This window comes from Prochlorococcus sp. MIT 1201 (assembly GCF_047303415.1).
Taxonomy (GTDB): Bacteria; Cyanobacteriota; Cyanobacteriia; order PCC-6307; family Cyanobiaceae; genus Prochlorococcus; species Prochlorococcus marinus_D.
The window spans coordinates 202,065-218,929 of the sequence record NZ_CP138947.1; the positions used below are offsets into that span (position 1 = coordinate 202,065).

Below are 16,865 nucleotides of genomic sequence, written 5' to 3' on the forward strand. Positions count from 1 at the left end.
GGATAACATTCTCAAAATCTTTTTAACTAATGGTCAGAATTGCTCCAGTAGTCTTACCACTAAGACGATCTGTACTGACTGCAGGAGTTGCCATCAGTGGCATGGTCATGCAACCGTCTTTTGCTGAGCATCATGACATTGGACCTGAGCAGCCATTTGATTTCTCGGCGTTAACCATTCAAGAGGAGATCGCGCAGGTAGATTCTGTGGGCCCTGAATCGAGCTCACAAGCGAACCTAGAGTCTGGAGCAGATCAAGGCAACACGGAAGATTTGGCCAAGCAAGCCCAGAATCCGATTGCGAGCATGATCAGCTTCCCGATTCAGTGGAATGCTACGCCTGGAACTCAATGGGCGCCTTCATTAATTGACCCGTCGGCACGTGATAATCGCACGCAAAATGTTGTCAATGTGCAACCTGTTGTCCCATTCAAGGTCAGCAATGACCTCACCTTGGTTACACGAACGATTGTGCCAATTATCAATCAGCCATGGGCTGACGGAGTCGATTTTACAGCCATAGGAGATATCAACCCGAGCGTTTTCTTTGTGCCAACTCTTAAGGGGAATCTTACGGTTGGTCTTGGGCCAACTTTGATCATGCCATCGGCAACCGATATTCGTATTAGTTCTCAGCGTTGGAGTGCTGGGCCTTCAGCAGTTGTCGTCTATACCAAGGGCCCATGGGTTCTAGGAGGTCTTGCTAATAATGTCTGGTCCTTTTCAGGACGTGGAGGCAAAGATGTGAACAAGCTTTTGATCCAGCCATTTCTTAACTACAACATGCCGAAGGGTTGGTACATCACGAGTTCACCAGTGATCACTAATGATTGGAATGCTGATGACGGTAAGGGTTGGATGGTCCCTATTGGAGCTGGGATAGGTAGGGTCTTTAAAATTGGTGATCAACCTGTTAATGCTTCGCTAAGTGCCTATTGGAATGCTGTAAGGCCGGAAATCTTTGGTGAAAAACTTCAAGGTGACTTTACGATCCGCACTCAGATTCAGTTCCTATTCCCAACGGGTAGCTGAAAAGCATTCTTTTGATTACTCTCCCGACTAATATAAAAACATGACACCTTCACGACGCTTAACAGCACTGATTGCAATTTCTATTTTTTCAATGTTGTCTTCTGAGGCCTTGGCAGAGCAATCTTTGTATGAGCGCAACCCTGAGCAGGGACAGGTCTTAGTTTCGATAGAACCAGATCAGCTTGAAGATGATGAGGTGGTTGAAGAAAATGAGGATGTATTGGAAGAGGACGATTGGAGAGTTTATTTGGACGTTTATGGAATCCTGCCATTATCGACAACTGGAGACATCACCATCAATGGCAATACTGCACCTATAGACTCGAGTCTCGCCGATATTTTGGCTACGGTTACAGGACTTTTACAGGAAGGGCTTCTGTGGAGTATGGGCGACTGGGCTTCATGGCTGGGATGATTTATGGTACTTCGTCTGAGGATCAGAGTGGTACAAATAGTTTTGATGGTGAGAACTTAATCCTCCAATTGATGGCCTGAATCTTAATAGTAAATCGACTGCAAATTTCAATCAGTTAGTAATTGACCTTGCTTTGCGCTATCGCCTTGGTGCCATTGAACAGCCAGTCATGAAAAAAGGAGACTCCACCTTTATAGGTTTTGTTGGTGCACGAATCATTGATGCAGGCATGGACATGGATATGTCTTTAACAGCGGATGTCAAAGTGAATGGCAGGACGTTAACAAAGAAGGAGATACCAGAGTTGGAGAAGAGTGCAAGTGGATCGATTAATCGAGCCTGGGTTCAGCCTTTGCTTGGCATGCAGGTGACTTATGCGATCAGTCCAGAATGGCAGGCTTTTATGAGGCTGGATGCGGGAGGATTTGGTGTTTCTGGCAAGAAGGATCTTTCTGGAACTGCTCAGGCAGGACTTGCTTATACAGTGGGTAATTCAGCGCAATTCACTCTTTCTTGGAAGTACTTTGGCCTTGAGTACGCTGGTTATAATACTGATAATAGCTATAGTAATTATCAGAATGGTGTCAGCCTTGGCTTGAGATGGTTTTTCCTTTAATGGCCTTTAGTTGCTCCTATTCGGCTTTAGATGTCTTGTCTCTATCAGTCGTTTGTATCGATAGCTCTTGATGTATGGAGATTGATATTAGTGGGAAACTAATACGAGTTTTGCTCCTTTATGCATCGCGGTTGTTATGTGTTATCACCTCTTAAGTTTTGCAGTTTTTCTAATCCTTGCGTTTTGAGCAAAGCTAACTTGCCTTAATTGGTGGGAGTGATTTGTATGATCTTCTATTGCTTTTACTGTGGATAGTACGGCAAGGTTTGATGCCAATTTTCTTCTGCCATCGAAGAACGAATGCGTTTTTCTTTAGGTGGTTTTGTGCTGGCGATTGTTTGTGATTTTATTGATATAGCATTGAATTTCTGGAGTGTCTTTGCTGATCATTTCTTGTTGGAGCCGATCTGATCGTTTTTTGGCTTCAAATCATTAGCCACCTCCTAGGCACGCAAAGTATTGATTTCAGCATTCTTCTGGCAGATCGGTTGCGCAGCTTTGCCTTGCTCCTCTGTTTCGGCTTAGCCTCGCGGTCATGATCTCTTTCAGACTGTTGCTGCAACAGGGTTGCATTGTTTTGAAGCGCTTTTGGGGATTGTTTGTGATGTCCGTGCTGTTCCCTCTTGCTGCAGGGGTTCAGCCTGTTTGGGCTTTGTCTGGTTTAGATGGGACGACTAGCCATAACTTCGTTGCTGATGCGGTAAGTCAGGTGGCGCCTGCAGTGGTTCGCATTGATACGGAACGCACTGTGCAACGTCAGCCTTTTGATCCCACCTTGATTGATCCCTTGCTCAGAGATCTCTTGGGCGAGCCAGGAATTGGGCCAGAGCGTGAGCGCGGTCAGGGTTCGGGTGTCGTGATCGATGATCAGGGGTTGGTGCTGACCAATGCCCACGTGGTTGAACGGGTGGATGCGGTCAGCGTCACCCTTGCCGATGGAGATCAACACGATGGTTCGGTTGTCGGGACGGATCCTGTTACTGATCTGGCTCTTGTGAGACTGGATAGGGGCACACGTCCTGAGGCCGCCCCTCTCGGAGATTCTGATGCCCTTGAGGTAGGCGATTGGGCGATCGCTCTTGGTACCCCCTATGGCCTTGAACGCACCGTCACCCTTGGCATTGTTAGCAGCCTGCATCGCAATATCAGCAGCCTTGGCTTCTCTGATAAACGTTTGGATTTGATTCAGACCGATGCGGCGATTAACCCTGGCAATTCCGGTGGTCCACTCGTTAATGGTCGTGGTGAGGTGATCGGTATCAACACACTGGTTCGTTCTGGTCCAGGCGCTGGTTTGGGATTTGCTATCCCGATCAATTTGGCTCGGCATGTTTCTGAGCAGCTTTTGACCAGTGGGGAGGTGGTGCATCCTTATTTGGGTGTCCAATTGGTGCCGCTGACAGCTCGTATTGCCAGGGAGCACAATCGTGATCCGAATTCGCTGGTGGAATTACCCGAACGCTTTGGGGCGCTTGTGCAGAGTGTTTTGCCGGATAGCCCGGCGGAACGCGCTGGTTTGCGGCGTGGTGATCTTGTGATTGCGGCAGCTGAAACATCAGTCTCTGATCCACAAACTCTGCTTAAACAGGTTGATCAGGCTGAGATCGGTGTCCCCTTCTCATTAAGGATCATGCGCAATGGTCAAGAGATGAGCCTTTCGGTTAATCCAGCCGCATTACCTGGCCTTAGTTGAAACCCTTGCCCTTGCTACCGTCGCGCCGATGATTCAGAAACGATGGCGGACCTTCAAACTCAGATGAAGCAAGCGGTGGCGGCAGCCGCTGTGGAGCAGATCAAAGATGGCATGGTTCTTGGTTTGGGTTCAGGCTCGACGGCAGCTCTGATGATCCAGGCTCTTGGTGCCAAGCTGGCCAGTGGTGAGCTTCGGGACATTGTTGGCGTTACCACATCTTTCCAAGGCGAAGTGATGGCTGCGGAGTTGGGGATTCCCTTGCGCAACCTCACGGCCGTGGATCGCATCGACTTGGCGATCGATGGAGCTGATGAAGTTGATCCCTCTTTTCAGTTAATTAAAGGTGGCGGGGCCTGCCATGTGCAGGAGAAGCTTGTCGCCAGTAGAGCGGATCGCTTTGTGGTTGTTGTTGATTCCACAAAGATTGTTGATCGGCTCAACCTTGGTTTTTTACTTCCGGTTGAGGTCTTGCCTGGTGCTTGGCGACAGGTGCAGGGTCGCTTGGCTGAGTTGGGCGGTATTGCTGATTTGCGGATGGCTCAGCGCAAGGCTGGTCCTGTGGTTACCGATCAGGGCAATCTCGTTTTGGATGTAAGCATGGCCGGAGGTATTGGTGACCCTGAGGATTTGGAGTGTCGAATTAACAATCTTCCGGGTGTCTTAGAGAACGGTTTGTTCGTCAATCTCACCGATGAAGTTTTGGTTGGCCAGATTAGTGATGGTGTTGCGGGAGTGCGTCGTCTACAGCGCAGTGAGTAGAGGGGTTATTCGAAGCGGATACGCACGGATTCAGCATGGCTGTGCAAGCCTTCGCTGCTGGCCAATTCCCTTACGGCGTTAGCAGTGGCCTCAAGGGCAGATCGATTGAATTCGATTAGAGAGGTGTGCCTCAGAAATGTTTCCACGCTCAGGGCGCCGCTGAAGCGGGCCGTTCCGCATGTCGGTAGTGTGTGGTTTGGTCCGGCTAGATAGTCGCCTACCGCTTCAGGGGTCCAGGGGCCGATGAAGATAGCGCCGGCATTTTTGATGCGGTCGGCAATGGTGTGCGGGTGCTCGACCAATAACTCCAAGTGCTCAGGTGCGAAGTGATCGCTGAGTTGAACGCATCTTTCCAGGCTTTCACAGATCACTACCAGCCCCCAGTTGCTTAAAGAGGCTCGGCAGATCTGCTCGCGAGGGTGCCCCTTAAGCTGAGCCTCCAAATGGGATGGGAGCTGTTCGGCGAGGCTTGCTTCGGTGGTGAGTAGTACTGCAGCAGCAAGTGGATCGTGTTCTGATTGGGCCAGTAGGTCGGCGGCCACCTGCTCAACACGAGCACTTTGGTCGGCGATTACTAAAACCTCACTTGGGCCGGCGAGCGAATCAATGCCCACTTGCCCGTAGACGGCCTTTTTCGCAAGGGTGACGTAGAGATTGCCGGGTCCGCTGATCACATCGACCTTTGGCACGGTTTCAGTGCCAAAGGCCAGGGCTGCGATGGCCTGGGCACCACCGAGACGCAAGACCTCACGAATGCCTGCTAGGTGTGCTGCGGCTAGAACGGTTCTGTTGATCTGACCATCCCTTCCCGCGGGTGAAGTCATCACCAGCTGCTCCACACCGGCTACTTGGGCTGGGACTGCATTCATTAGCACTGTGCTCGGATAAGCAGCTCGGCCTCCTGGGATGTAGATCCCGGCTTTTTCTACAGGGCGCCAGCGGCGGCCCAATTGTTCGCCGTGGATGCCTTGCACCATCAGGTCATTCGGTCGCTGATGCTGATGGAAATTCTGGATACGGCGATAGGCCAGCTCCAGAGCAGATTGAAGTTTTTGGGGAGTTTTTCGCCAGGCGTCTTCTAACTCTTCTGGAGCTACGGTCAATGGCTCTGGACGAAAACCGTCAAAGCGCTCGGTCAAGGTGATCAGGGCTTGGTCCCCTTGGCTGCGAACGGTGTCGAGGATGTCCTCCACCGTCGCCATGGCTTGCTTTTGAGAATTGCCGGTAGAGCGGTTGGCCAGCCGCTCTAGTTCACGCTTGGCTTGTTGCCGATCCCGAACACAATGAATCAGGGTTGAGGGAGTCTCTGACTCGGCCTGGCCGCTTTGTGTCAAAGTCTGCAACCTGAATATCTGAAATCAAGTTAGGGCTTGCTCTTCTGGCTTGTCTTAAAGCGCTTGTAATGGCATCTCAAAAATTGGTGCTGGGTTAATGTGATGGATTCTTGAATCAGCGCAAGCATCTGTGGCCAATAAGAAGTCTTCCAAGAAGCGTGTTCAGATTGCCGAGCGCAACCGTCTTGAAAACAAGTCGTATAAATCGGCCATGCGCACATTAATGAAGCGTTGCTTCAGCGCTTGTAGTCATTATTCTCAGCAGCCTGGCGATACAGCTAAAGCGCATGTAAAGGCCAGCATTGATTCGGCTTTCAGCAAAATTGATAAGGCGGTGAAACGTGGAGTTCTGCATCGCAACACCGCTGCCCATCAGAAGTCTCGTCTTAGTGCAGCGGTGAAGCAGGCGATTGAACCGGCGCCAAGCACTTAGGGCTGATTAGGCATGGTCCATTTTGAAAGGGCTTGTTCTTTCCCTTGATGAGGAAAGGCCTGCAAAATGGTGCCAATGATGCGTTTTGGGTTCTGGTGTCGTCTCCGATTCTTATCGATAGTCATTGTCACATCGTCTTTCGCAATTTCGATGATGATCTCGATGAGGTAGCTGCACGCTGGCGACAGGCGGGCGTAGCGAGTCTGCTGCATGCGTGCGTGGAACCCGCAGAGATTCCTGCGATTCGTGCTTTGGCGGATCGTTTCCCTGAACTGCGCTATTCAGTGGGGGTTCATCCCCTCGACACACAGCACTGGAATCCTCAGACGCAGTCGCTGTTGCGAGATGCAGCTCTTGAAGATCCAAGGGTGGTGGCTATTGGTGAACTCGGGCTTGATCTTTACCGGGATTCAAACCTTGAACAGCAGTTGGCTGTGCTGAGACCGCAGTTGGACTTGGCCACGGAGTTAGATCTACCCGTGATCATTCATTGTCGTGATGCATTTGATCCCATGACGTTGGAGTTGCGTCAGCGTCAGAAGGAGGGGCGTTGCCCTAGGGGGGTGATGCATTGCTGGGGCGGCACACCAGAGGATATGGAGGTCTGCTTGGATCTTGGTCTTTACATCAGTTTCAGTGGCACAGTCACCTTCCCGAAGGCTGAGGCCATTCACGCCTGCGCGCGCGAAGTTCCGCAGAATCGTTTTCTAGTCGAGACGGATTGTCCGTTTCTGGCTCCAGTGCCTCGTAGGGGTAAGCGCAATGAGCCTGCCTACGTCGAAGCTGTGGCTTCTCGGGTGGCTGAGCTTCGAGGGGAGTCTTTGGCCTTCGTTGCAAGCAGTAGCACGGCTAATGCAAGACGATTGTTCTCTTTGCCCTGATCTCAAGACATTGGACAGGCGTTTGGCGGTCTACAAGTGTAAAATTATTGACTGGTCTGGCCATGATGCAGTTCTTCTGCGTCCCTGCCGCCCGAAGCGCCCATTGTCTTCTGGTGCATTGTTGACGTCAGTCTTTTTGAATCGAGATCTCTGAGCCCATGAGTACGGCAGCAGCTCCTTGGTACAGGGAGCTGCTGCCGCTGCCTTTTGTGCTGCCGACTCGGATCTAGGCCCGTCGATTGTTCAGGTCTTCCAATTTCACTTCTCAACTGCAGGTCTCCGCATGAGCAGCAGCGCGATTCAGGTCGCCAAGACCGCCACCTACCTGCCTGATCTCGTTGAAGTTCAGCGGGCGAGCTTCAAGTGGTTTCTTGATGAGGGCTTGATCGAGGAGTTGGATAGCTTTTCTCCGATCACGGACTACACAGGCAAGCTTGAACTCCATTTTGTTGGCAATGAATACCGATTGAAGCGGCCTCGCCACGATGTTGAAGAGGCCAAGCGCCGTGATGCGACTTTCGCCTCACAGATGTATGTGACCTGTCGCTTAGTGAATAAGGAAACAGGTGAGATTAAGGAGCAGGAGGTGTTTATTGGCGAGCTTCCTCTGATGACTGAGCGAGGTACGTTCATTATTAATGGTGCAGAGAGGGTTATTGTTAATCAGATTGTGCGCAGCCCAGGGGTATATTTTAAGGATGAACAGGATAAGAATGGACGACGAACATACAATGCCAGTGTTATCCCTAACCGTGGTGCCTGGCTAAAGTTCGAAACAGATAAAAACGCCCTTCTGCATGTGCGTGTTGATAAAACACGCAAAATTAATGCCCATGTTTTAATGCGGGCCATGGGGCTATCAGATAACGATGTAATCGATAAGCTTCGTCACCCCGAGTATTACAAGAAGTCTATTGAGGCTGCAAATGAGGAAGGAATTAGTTCAGAGGATCAGGCTTTGCTTGAGCTTTATAAAAAGCTTCGTCCTGGTGAGCCTCCTTCAGTAAGCGGTGGACAACAGCTTCTGCAGACCCGATTTTTTGATCCCAAGCGTTACGACCTTGGCCGAGTTGGCCGTTACAAGATTAATAAAAAGCTGCGTCTAACAATCCCGGATACGGTGCGGACACTCACCCATGAGGATGTGCTCTCAACCCTTGATTATCTGATCAATTTAGAACTCGATGTGGGTGGTGCCAGCCTTGATGACATTGATCACCTGGGCAATCGTCGAGTGCGTTCAGTGGGTGAACTTTTGCAGAACCAGGTCCGGGTTGGTCTCAATCGCCTGGAGAGGATCATCAAAGAACGGATGACGGTGGGAGAGACCGATTCGCTCACACCAGCTCAGTTGGTGAACCCCAAGCCTCTCGTTGCAGCTGTTAAGGAGTTCTTCGGTTCCAGTCAGCTGAGTCAGTTCATGGATCAGACGAATCCATTGGCTGAACTCACCCACAAACGTCGTATCTCAGCTCTGGGGCCAGGGGGCCTCACTAGGGAGCGTGCCGGCTTCGCGGTGCGTGATATTCACCCCTCCCATTATGGCCGTCTCTGCCCAATTGAGACACCGGAAGGCCCGAATGCAGGTTTGATCAATTCACTGGCTACCCATGCTCGGGTGAATCAGTATGGTTTCATTGAGACTCCCTTCTGGAAGGTTGAGAACGGTCGCCTGATCAAGGAGGGAGACCCCATCTATTTATCAGCCGATCTTGAGGATGAGTGTCGTGTGGCTCCTGGTGATGTGGCTACGGATGCCGATGGAAAGATTCTCGCTGAATTAATTCCGGTGCGTTATCGCCAGGACTTCGAAAAAGTTCCACCTGAGCAGGTGGATTATGTGCAGCTCTCGCCGGTGCAGGTGATCTCTGTCGCCACCTCCTTGATTCCTTTCCTCGAGCACGATGACGCCAATAGGGCTCTGATGGGATCAAATATGCAACGGCAGGCCGTACCACTGTTGCGGCCTGAGCGGCCTTTGGTGGGGACGGGCCTCGAAACTCAGGTGGCTCGTGATTCCGGGATGGTGCCCATCTCCCGTGTTAATGGCAAGGTCACATTCGTTGACGCCACTGCGATCATCGTCCGGGATGAGGATGGGGTTGACCACACCCACTACCTGCAGAAGTATCAGCGTTCAAATCAGGACACCTGTCTCAATCAGCGTCCGATTGTCTGCCAGGGTGATCCGGTGATCGTGGGTCAGGTTCTCGCGGATGGTTCTGCTTGTGAAGGCGGTGAAATTGCTTTAGGTCAGAATGTTTTGGTCGCTTATATGCCTTGGGAGGGTTACAACTACGAGGACGCTATTCTTGTCAGCGAACGATTAGTTAAGGACGACCTCTACACCTCGGTGCATATCGAGAAGTATGAGATCGAGGCACGACAGACAAAGCTCGGTCCTGAGGAGATCACCAGGGAGATACCCAATGTTGCCGAGGAAAGTCTTGGCAATCTTGATGAAATGGGCATCATTCGCATCGGTGCTTTTGTCGAGAGCGGCGACATTTTGGTGGGTAAAGTGACGCCTAAAGGTGAGTCAGATCAGCCTCCAGAAGAGAAGCTTTTGCGTGCCATTTTTGGTGAAAAAGCGCGCGATGTGCGTGATAACTCTCTACGCGTTCCCAGCACTGAACGAGGACGAGTTGTGGACGTTCGTATTTACACTCGTGAACAGGGTGATGAGCTTCCCCCTGGCGCCAATATGGTCGTTCGAGTGTATGTGGCTCAGCGTCGCAAGATCCAGGTTGGCGACAAGATGGCCGGTCGCCACGGCAATAAAGGCATTATCAGTCGCATTCTTCCCCGCGAAGACATGCCTTTTCTGCCCGATGGCACTCCAGTTGACATCGTTTTGAATCCTTTGGGCGTTCCCAGCCGGATGAATGTGGGACAGGTGTTTGAGTGCTTAATGGGATGGGCAGCAGCCAATCTCGACTGTCGCGTCAAGGTAGTGCCTTTTGATGAAATGTATGGAGCTGAAAAGTCTCAGCAGACAGTTGAGGCTTATCTCAAGGAAGCTGCCAAACAGCAAGGTAAGCAATGGGTCTACAACCCTGAAAATCCTGGCAAGCTTCAATTGATTGATGGACGATCGGGTGAACCTTTCGACCAGCCGGTGACTGTTGGTTATGCACAGATTCTGAAGCTTGTTCATCTGGTTGACGATAAGATCCATGCTCGCTCAACAGGTCCTTATTCACTGGTAACCCAGCAACCTCTTGGCGGTAAGGCTCAACAAGGTGGCCAACGTTTAGGTGAGATGGAGGTGTGGGCTCTTGAGGCCTATGGCGCCGCTTACACCCTGCAGGAGCTGCTTACTGTTAAATCAGACGATATGCAGGGTCGTAATGAAGCCCTCAATGCAATCGTGAAGGGCAAGCCTATCCCCAGACCGGGAACACCCGAGTCTTTCAAGGTGTTGATGCGTGAGCTTCAGTCCCTCGGGCTCGATATCGCTGTTTATACCGATGAAGGTAAAGAAGTGGATCTGATGCAGGATGTGAACCCTCGCCGTAGTACTCCTAGCCGACCCACTTACGAATCCCTTGGAGTTGCGGATTACGACGAAGATTAACGGCCTTACCTAACTGCTTTTCGTTTCCCAAACTGTTTGCGATTCGTTCATGACTAACAGCAACCTGCGCACAGAGAACCACTTCGACTACGTCAAAATCACACTTGCTTCACCAGATCGGGTGATGGAGTGGGGTCAGCGCACACTCCCTAATGGGCAGGTTGTGGGTGAAGTGACGAAGCCGGAGACGATCAATTACCGCACCCTTAAGCCTGAGATGGACGGGCTCTTTTGCGAGAAGATCTTCGGCCCTTCAAAGGATTGGGAGTGTCATTGCGGGAAATATAAGCGGGTTCGACACCGTGGCATTGTCTGTGAGCGCTGTGGCGTTGAGGTCACTGAAAGTCGGGTCCGGCGTCATCGCATGGGCTTCATCAAGTTGGCCGCTCCTGTCTCCCACGTTTGGTATTTGAAAGGGATACCTAGTTATGTGGCGATCTTGTTAGATATGCCACTACGTGATGTTGAGCAGATTGTTTACTTCAACTGTTATGTAGTGCTCGATCCTGGCGATCATAAGGAACTCAAGTATAAGCAATTACTGACTGAGGATGAGTGGCTAGAGATCGAAGATGAGATCTATGCGGAAGATTCCACGATTGAGAATGAGCCGATGGTTGGCATCGGTGCTGAAGCCCTAAAGCAATTGCTAGAAGATTTAGAGTTAGCTGATGTAGCTGAACAGTTGAGAGAGGATATTTCCTCTAGTAAGGGGCAGAAACGGGCCAAGTTGATTAAGCGTTTGAGAGTGATTGATAACTTTATTGCTACTAATGCAAGGCCTGAGTGGATGGTGCTGGATGCAATTCCAGTTATTCCCCCGGACCTTCGTCCAATGGTCCAGTTGGATGGCGGACGTTTCGCTACATCCGACCTAAATGATCTCTACCGTCGGGTGATTAACCGCAACAACCGTCTTGCGCGGCTTCAGGAAATCTTGGCTCCTGAAATTATCGTTCGAAATGAGAAGCGGATGCTCCAAGAGGCAGTTGATGCTCTGATCGATAATGGTCGTCGTGGTCGAACTGTTGTTGGTGCTAATAATCGCCCGTTGAAGTCACTTAGTGACATCATTGAGGGCAAACAGGGTCGCTTTCGCCAGAACTTGTTAGGTAAGCGGGTCGACTATTCTGGTCGTTCCGTGATCGTGGTGGGCCCCAAGCTGAAGATGCATCAGTGCGGGTTGCCTAAAGAGATGGCAATCGAGCTATTCCAGCCTTTTGTGATCCATCGCCTGATTCGTCAAAACATTGTCAACAACATCAAAGCTGCTAAGAAGTTGATTCAGCGGGCTGATGATGAGGTGATGCAGGTGCTGCAGGAGGTCATTGAGGGACACCCGATCCTGTTAAACCGCGCTCCAACTCTGCACCGTCTGGGTATACAGGCTTTTGAACCGAAGCTGGTTGCTGGCCGTGCCATTCAGTTACACCCGTTGGTTTGCCCTGCCTTTAACGCCGACTTTGATGGCGACCAAATGGCTGTTCATGTGCCTTTGGCCATTGAGGCTCAGACGGAAGCGCGAATGTTGATGTTGGCCAGCAACAACATCCTTTCACCTGCCACTGGCGATCCGATTATCACGCCTTCTCAGGACATGGTGCTTGGCTCCTATTACCTCACGGCGATTAAGCCGGGAGCTTCTGTTCCTGAGTTTGGCGATCAATCCAGAACCTATGCTGGTTTAGAGGACGTCATCCATGCGTTTGAAGATAAAAGACTCCTGCTGCATGACTGGGTTTGGGTTCGCTTCAACGGTGAGGTAGAGGATGAAGATGAAATTGACAAACCTCTCAAGGCTGAATCACTTAGTGATGGCACTCGCATTGAGCAGTGGACTTATCGCCGAGATCGTTTCGACGAAGACGGAGCGTTGATCAGTCGCTACATCCTTACAACAGTGGGCCGCGTGGTGATGAATTACACAATTATCGATGCGGTGGCCGCCGCCTGAGTCACTCCAAAACCAGCTTTCTTCCCTGACCTGATTCGCGTGTAGCCATGACCTCAACCTCCCCGAAATCCCGCAAGCCTTCGACCAAGACCACCAAGTCCAAGGCCAAGTCGAAGTCCAAGTCCAAGGCCGCGAAGGCTGTTGCGGCAAGTGCTTCGCCAGCACTGGCGAGGACCCCACCGCAGTTTCGTAACCGGGTTATCGATAAGAAGGCCCTCAAGCAACTGGTGGCATGGGCTTACAAGACACACGGCACCGCTGTAACCGCTTCCATGGCGGACAATCTCAAGGACCTTGGCTTTCGCTACGCCACTCAGGCTGCCGTGTCGATTTCCGTGGAAGACCTCAAGGTGCCTGAGGCCAAGCAAGACTTGCTTGGCCAGGCGGAGGCTCAGATCACGGCCACCGAGGAGTGTTATCGCCTTGGTGAAATCACAGAGGTTGAGCGTCATACCAAGGTGATTGATACCTGGACAGAAACCAATGAGCGTTTGGTTGATGCGGTCAAGAAGAATTTCAATCAGAACGACCCGCTGAACTCGGTCTGGATGATGGCCAACTCTGGGGCTCGTGGAAACATGTCTCAGGTTCGCCAGCTTGTTGGTATGCGTGGCCTGATGGCCAATCCGCAGGGGGAGATTATTGATCTGCCGATTCGCACCAATTTCCGTGAGGGGCTAACGGTTACTGAGTACGTGATCTCCTCTTACGGCGCACGTAAGGGTCTGGTCGATACAGCGTTGCGAACAGCCGATTCCGGTTATCTCACGCGGCGTCTGGTGGATGTTGCTCAGGATGTGATCGTTCGTGAGGATGATTGCGGCACCACTAGGGGCATCATTGTGAAGGCGGAAGACGGTGGTTTTGGTAGCCGTCTTGTTGGTCGCCTCACTGCAGAGCAAGTCGTCAATGTTGACGGCGAAATTCTTGCTGAACGCAATACAGAAATCGATCCACTGCTTTCTAGGCGTTTCGAAAAGGCAGCCATCACTGAGGTCATGGTGCGCTCACCGCTTACTTGTGAGGCCAATCGTTCCGTATGTAGGAAGTGTTACGGGTGGGCACTGGCTCATAACGAATTAGCCGATCTCGGCGAAGCCGTCGGCATTATTGCTGCTCAGTCCATCGGTGAACCGGGGACGCAGCTCACCATGCGAACTTTCCATACCGGTGGTGTGTCTACCGCTGAGACTGGCGTGGTTCGCTCCACTGTTGCTGGCACAGTTGAGTTTGGTTCAAAGGCTCGTGTGCGTGGTTATCGCACACCCCATGGTCTAGAGGCTCAGCAGTCTGAAGTGGACTTCACTCTCACTGTGAAGCCTTCAGGCAAGGGTCGTGCACAGAGGATCGACATCACCACCGGATCTTTGCTGTTCGTTAGTGATGGTCAGGAGATCGAGGCAGACGTGACTGTTGTTCAGATCGCGGCTGTTGCGGTGAAAAAGAGCGTGGAGAAGGCCACTAAAGACGTAATTTGTGACCTGGCTGGTCAGGTTCGTTATGAGCAGGTTATTCAGCCCAGGGAAGTTAAAGACCGTCAGGGAAACATCACTCTGAAGGCGCAGCGTTTAGGGAGACTTTGGGTGCTTGCTGGGGATGTCTACAACCTTCCCCCCAATGCCGAGCCTGTAGTCCAGGGCAATGTCAAAGTCGAACGTGGTCAGGTGTTGGCGGAGGCCAGCCAGGCCAGCGAGTTTGGAGGTGAGGTGCGTCTGCGCGATTCGATCGGGGATTCTCGCGAGGTGCAGATCGTGACCACCTCTATGACGATGAAGGACTTCAAGCTGCTCGGAGAGTCCACCCATTCAGGGGAACTTTGGCATCTGGAGGCAAAAGACGGTACCCGTTATCGCTTAAACACCATTCCCGGAAGCAAGATTGGCAATGGTGAAGTGGTGGCTGAGTTGGCTGATGACCGCTTCCGCACTCAGACCGGTGGTCTGGTGCGCTTTGCCCCTGGTCTGGCGATCAAGAAGGCTCGCTCAGCCAAGAATGGCTTTGAGGTGAATAAGGGTGGCACCTTGCTTTGGATCCCTCAGGAGACACATGAGATCAACAAGGACATTTCCTTGTTGATGATCGAGGACGGCCAGTGGATTGAGGCCGGGACTGAGGTTGTCAAGGACATCTTCAGCCAGACCGCCGGGATCGTAACGGTGACTCAGAAGAACGACATCCTGCGCGAAATCATCGTTCGCAGTGGCAGCTTCCACCTTTGTACTGAAACCAAGGCCTTAGAGCGTTTCACAGGTGATGGCCAGATCGTGAACCCAGGCGAGTCGATTGCCAAGGGCATCAATTCTGAAGCCATGGTCTTTGTGCAGACCGTGGACACACCTGAGGGGACTGGTCTGTTGCTAAGACCTATGGAGGAATACACCATCCCAAATGAGGCACAACTCCCTGAGTTGACTCATATCAAGCAGCCGAAGGGCCCTTATCTGGGGATTAAGGCCACCCAGCGACTCGCCTTTAAGGATGGAGAGCTGATCAAATCGGTTGAGGGCGTAGAGCTACTCAAAACTCAACTCATTCTTGAGACGTTTGACACCACTCCTCAGATGACTGTGGATGTAGAGGCTGTGCGTGATAAGCGAGCTAAGACCATCGAAAGATTGCGTTTGGTGATTCTCGAGAGCATCCTTGTGCGTCGCGACACAATCTCCGATTCAAGCCATGGCTCCACTCACACCGAGTTGCAGATTGAGGACGGCCAGTCGGTTAAGGCCAGTGATGTGGTTGCGACAACTCAGATCCTTTGTAAGCAAGAGGGGATCGCCCAGTTGCCTGTTGTCCAGGAGGGTGACCCTGTGCGGCGTTTGATTGTTGAGCGTGATGAAGACACCATTACGGTGACGACCAATGGCAGTCCACTCGTGGAGGTAGGCCAGCGATTGGTCGATGGCGACTCGCTAGCAAAAGATGAGCCGTCTAGTTGTTGCGGAGAGGTAGAGGAGGTTGATGGGAAAGCAATCACCTTGCGCCTTGGACGCCCTTACATGGTGTCTCCAGATTCTGTATTGCATGTTCGCGATGGCGATTTGGTGCAGCGGGGTGATGGTTTGGCGTTGTTGGTGTTTGAACGTCAGAAGACAGGAGACATTGTTCAGGGTTTGCCGCGGATTGAGGAGTTGCTCGAAGCTCGTCGCCCAAGGGAATCTGCTGTGCTCTGTAAGAAGCCAGGCACTGTGGAGATCAAGCAAGGAGAAGACGATGAATCAATCACGGTGACTGTGATTGAGGCAGATGATGCTATTGGCGAATACCCGATTCTTCTAGGTCGTAACGTCATGGTCAGCAATGGGCAGCAGGTCCATGCTGGAGAACTGCTCACTGATGGTCCTATTAACCCTCACGAGCTACTCGATTGCTTTTTCGAGGATTTACGTGGGCGCAAGCCGTTGATGGATGCTGCACAAGAGGCGATCGCCAAACTCCAGCACCGTTTGGTCACAGAGGTTCAGAATGTCTACAAGTCACAGGGTGTCTCGATTGACGACAAACACATTGAGGTGATTGTGCGCCAGATGACTAGCAAGGTGCGGATTGAGGATGCTGGTGATACCACTTTGCTGCCAGGGGAGTTGATCGAATTGCGTCAGGTGGAGGACACCAATCAGGCTATGGCGATCACTGGTGGAGCCCCTTCTGAGTTCACACCTGTTCTGCTGGGAATTACGAAGGCGTCTCTGAACACCGACAGCTTCATCTCGGCGGCTTCTTTCCAAGAGACCACACGAGTGCTCACTGAAGCCGCAATCGAGGGTAAGAGCGATTGGCTACGTGGTCTCAAAGAGAACGTGATCATCGGTCGGTTGATTCCCGCCGGTACTGGCTTTAGTGGCTTCCAGGAAGAGTTGCGAGCCGAGGCGGGGCCTCATCCGGACATCCTCGCCGAGGACCCTGCTGGCTATCGCCGAATGCAGAACTTGCGTCCGGATTACACCGTGGAGATGCCTGCAGCTCCTGCGGCCAGTTCGACTGCTGTGTTGGCTGACCCCAGTGACGCTGATTTGGAGGCCACACGCAGTCGTCATGGGATTGATCCAGCGGCTAGCAACTTCGCTGCTTTTGTTCGTCCTACTGGTGAGAATGAACTCGAGGAGGAACAGCTGCCAGATCCATCCGCTCTCGAGGGTCTTCAGCAGGAGGGGCTGCTCACTGAGGAGTGA

Annotated in this window: 11 protein-coding genes; 10 read left to right on the forward strand and 1 reads right to left on the reverse strand. The window is 51.8% G+C overall.

Annotated elements, in window-relative coordinates:
- Positions 1-29 precede the first annotated feature (29 nt).
- The 5 genes from SIB41_RS00785 to rpiA all read left to right on the forward strand — a co-directional run bounded on the left by SIB41_RS00785 (position 30) and on the right by rpiA (position 4,514).
- Complete coding sequence (locus SIB41_RS00785; protein WP_413359684.1) at positions 30-1,031, forward strand: neuromedin U; 1,002 nt, start codon at positions 30-32, stop codon at positions 1,029-1,031.
- 109 nt (positions 1,032-1,140) lie between these two features.
- Positions 1,141-1,446 carry a hypothetical protein gene (locus SIB41_RS00790; protein ID WP_413359686.1) on the forward strand — a complete coding sequence of 102 codons (306 nt, stop codon included), beginning with the start codon at positions 1,141-1,143 and terminating at the stop codon, positions 1,444-1,446.
- Positions 1,447-1,615: 169 nt separating this feature from the next.
- Positions 1,616-2,062, forward strand: coding sequence for a hypothetical protein (locus SIB41_RS00795; protein ID WP_413359689.1), 447 nt, complete (start codon positions 1,616-1,618; stop codon positions 2,060-2,062).
- 535 nt (positions 2,063-2,597) lie between these two features.
- Complete coding sequence (locus tag SIB41_RS00800; protein WP_413359691.1) at positions 2,598-3,755, forward strand: trypsin-like peptidase domain-containing protein; 1,158 nt, start codon at positions 2,598-2,600, stop codon at positions 3,753-3,755.
- Positions 3,756-3,797: 42 nt separating this feature from the next.
- The gene (gene rpiA / locus SIB41_RS00805) at positions 3,798-4,514 is read left to right on the forward strand and encodes a ribose-5-phosphate isomerase RpiA (protein ID WP_413359693.1); all 717 of its coding nucleotides are present in this window, start codon (positions 3,798-3,800) and stop codon (positions 4,512-4,514) included.
- Positions 4,515-4,519: 5 nt separating this feature from the next.
- Here the strand turns inward: rpiA and hisD are convergent, their stop codons facing one another.
- Positions 4,520-5,848 (reverse strand): histidinol dehydrogenase, encoded by a 1,329-nt coding sequence (gene hisD / locus SIB41_RS00810; RefSeq protein WP_413359695.1) that lies wholly within the window; start codon positions 5,846-5,848, stop codon positions 4,520-4,522.
- Between the two features lie 130 nt (positions 5,849-5,978).
- On the opposite strand from hisD, the gene rpsT reads away from it, so the two are divergent.
- The 5 genes from rpsT to SIB41_RS00835 all read left to right on the forward strand — a co-directional run bounded on the left by rpsT (position 5,979) and on the right by SIB41_RS00835 (position 16,865).
- Positions 5,979-6,281: a 30S ribosomal protein S20 gene (rpsT, locus tag SIB41_RS00815; protein WP_413359697.1), complete on the forward strand. Its 303-nt coding sequence runs from the start codon at positions 5,979-5,981 to the stop codon at positions 6,279-6,281.
- 47 nt (positions 6,282-6,328) lie between these two features.
- Positions 6,329-7,162 carry a TatD family hydrolase gene (locus tag SIB41_RS00820; RefSeq protein ID WP_063419570.1) on the forward strand — a complete coding sequence of 278 codons (834 nt, stop codon included), beginning with the start codon at positions 6,329-6,331 and terminating at the stop codon, positions 7,160-7,162.
- A gap of 283 nt (positions 7,163-7,445) precedes the next feature.
- On the forward strand, positions 7,446-10,739 hold the full coding sequence (gene rpoB / locus SIB41_RS00825; protein ID WP_413359699.1) for a DNA-directed RNA polymerase subunit beta: 3,294 nt from the start codon (positions 7,446-7,448) through the stop codon (positions 10,737-10,739).
- A 49-nt stretch (positions 10,740-10,788) separates the two neighbouring features.
- Positions 10,789-12,693: a DNA-directed RNA polymerase subunit gamma gene (locus SIB41_RS00830; protein WP_063419569.1), complete on the forward strand. Its 1,905-nt coding sequence runs from the start codon at positions 10,789-10,791 to the stop codon at positions 12,691-12,693.
- Positions 12,694-12,740: 47 nt separating this feature from the next.
- Complete coding sequence (locus SIB41_RS00835; RefSeq protein WP_413359702.1) at positions 12,741-16,865, forward strand: DNA-directed RNA polymerase subunit beta'; 4,125 nt, start codon at positions 12,741-12,743, stop codon at positions 16,863-16,865.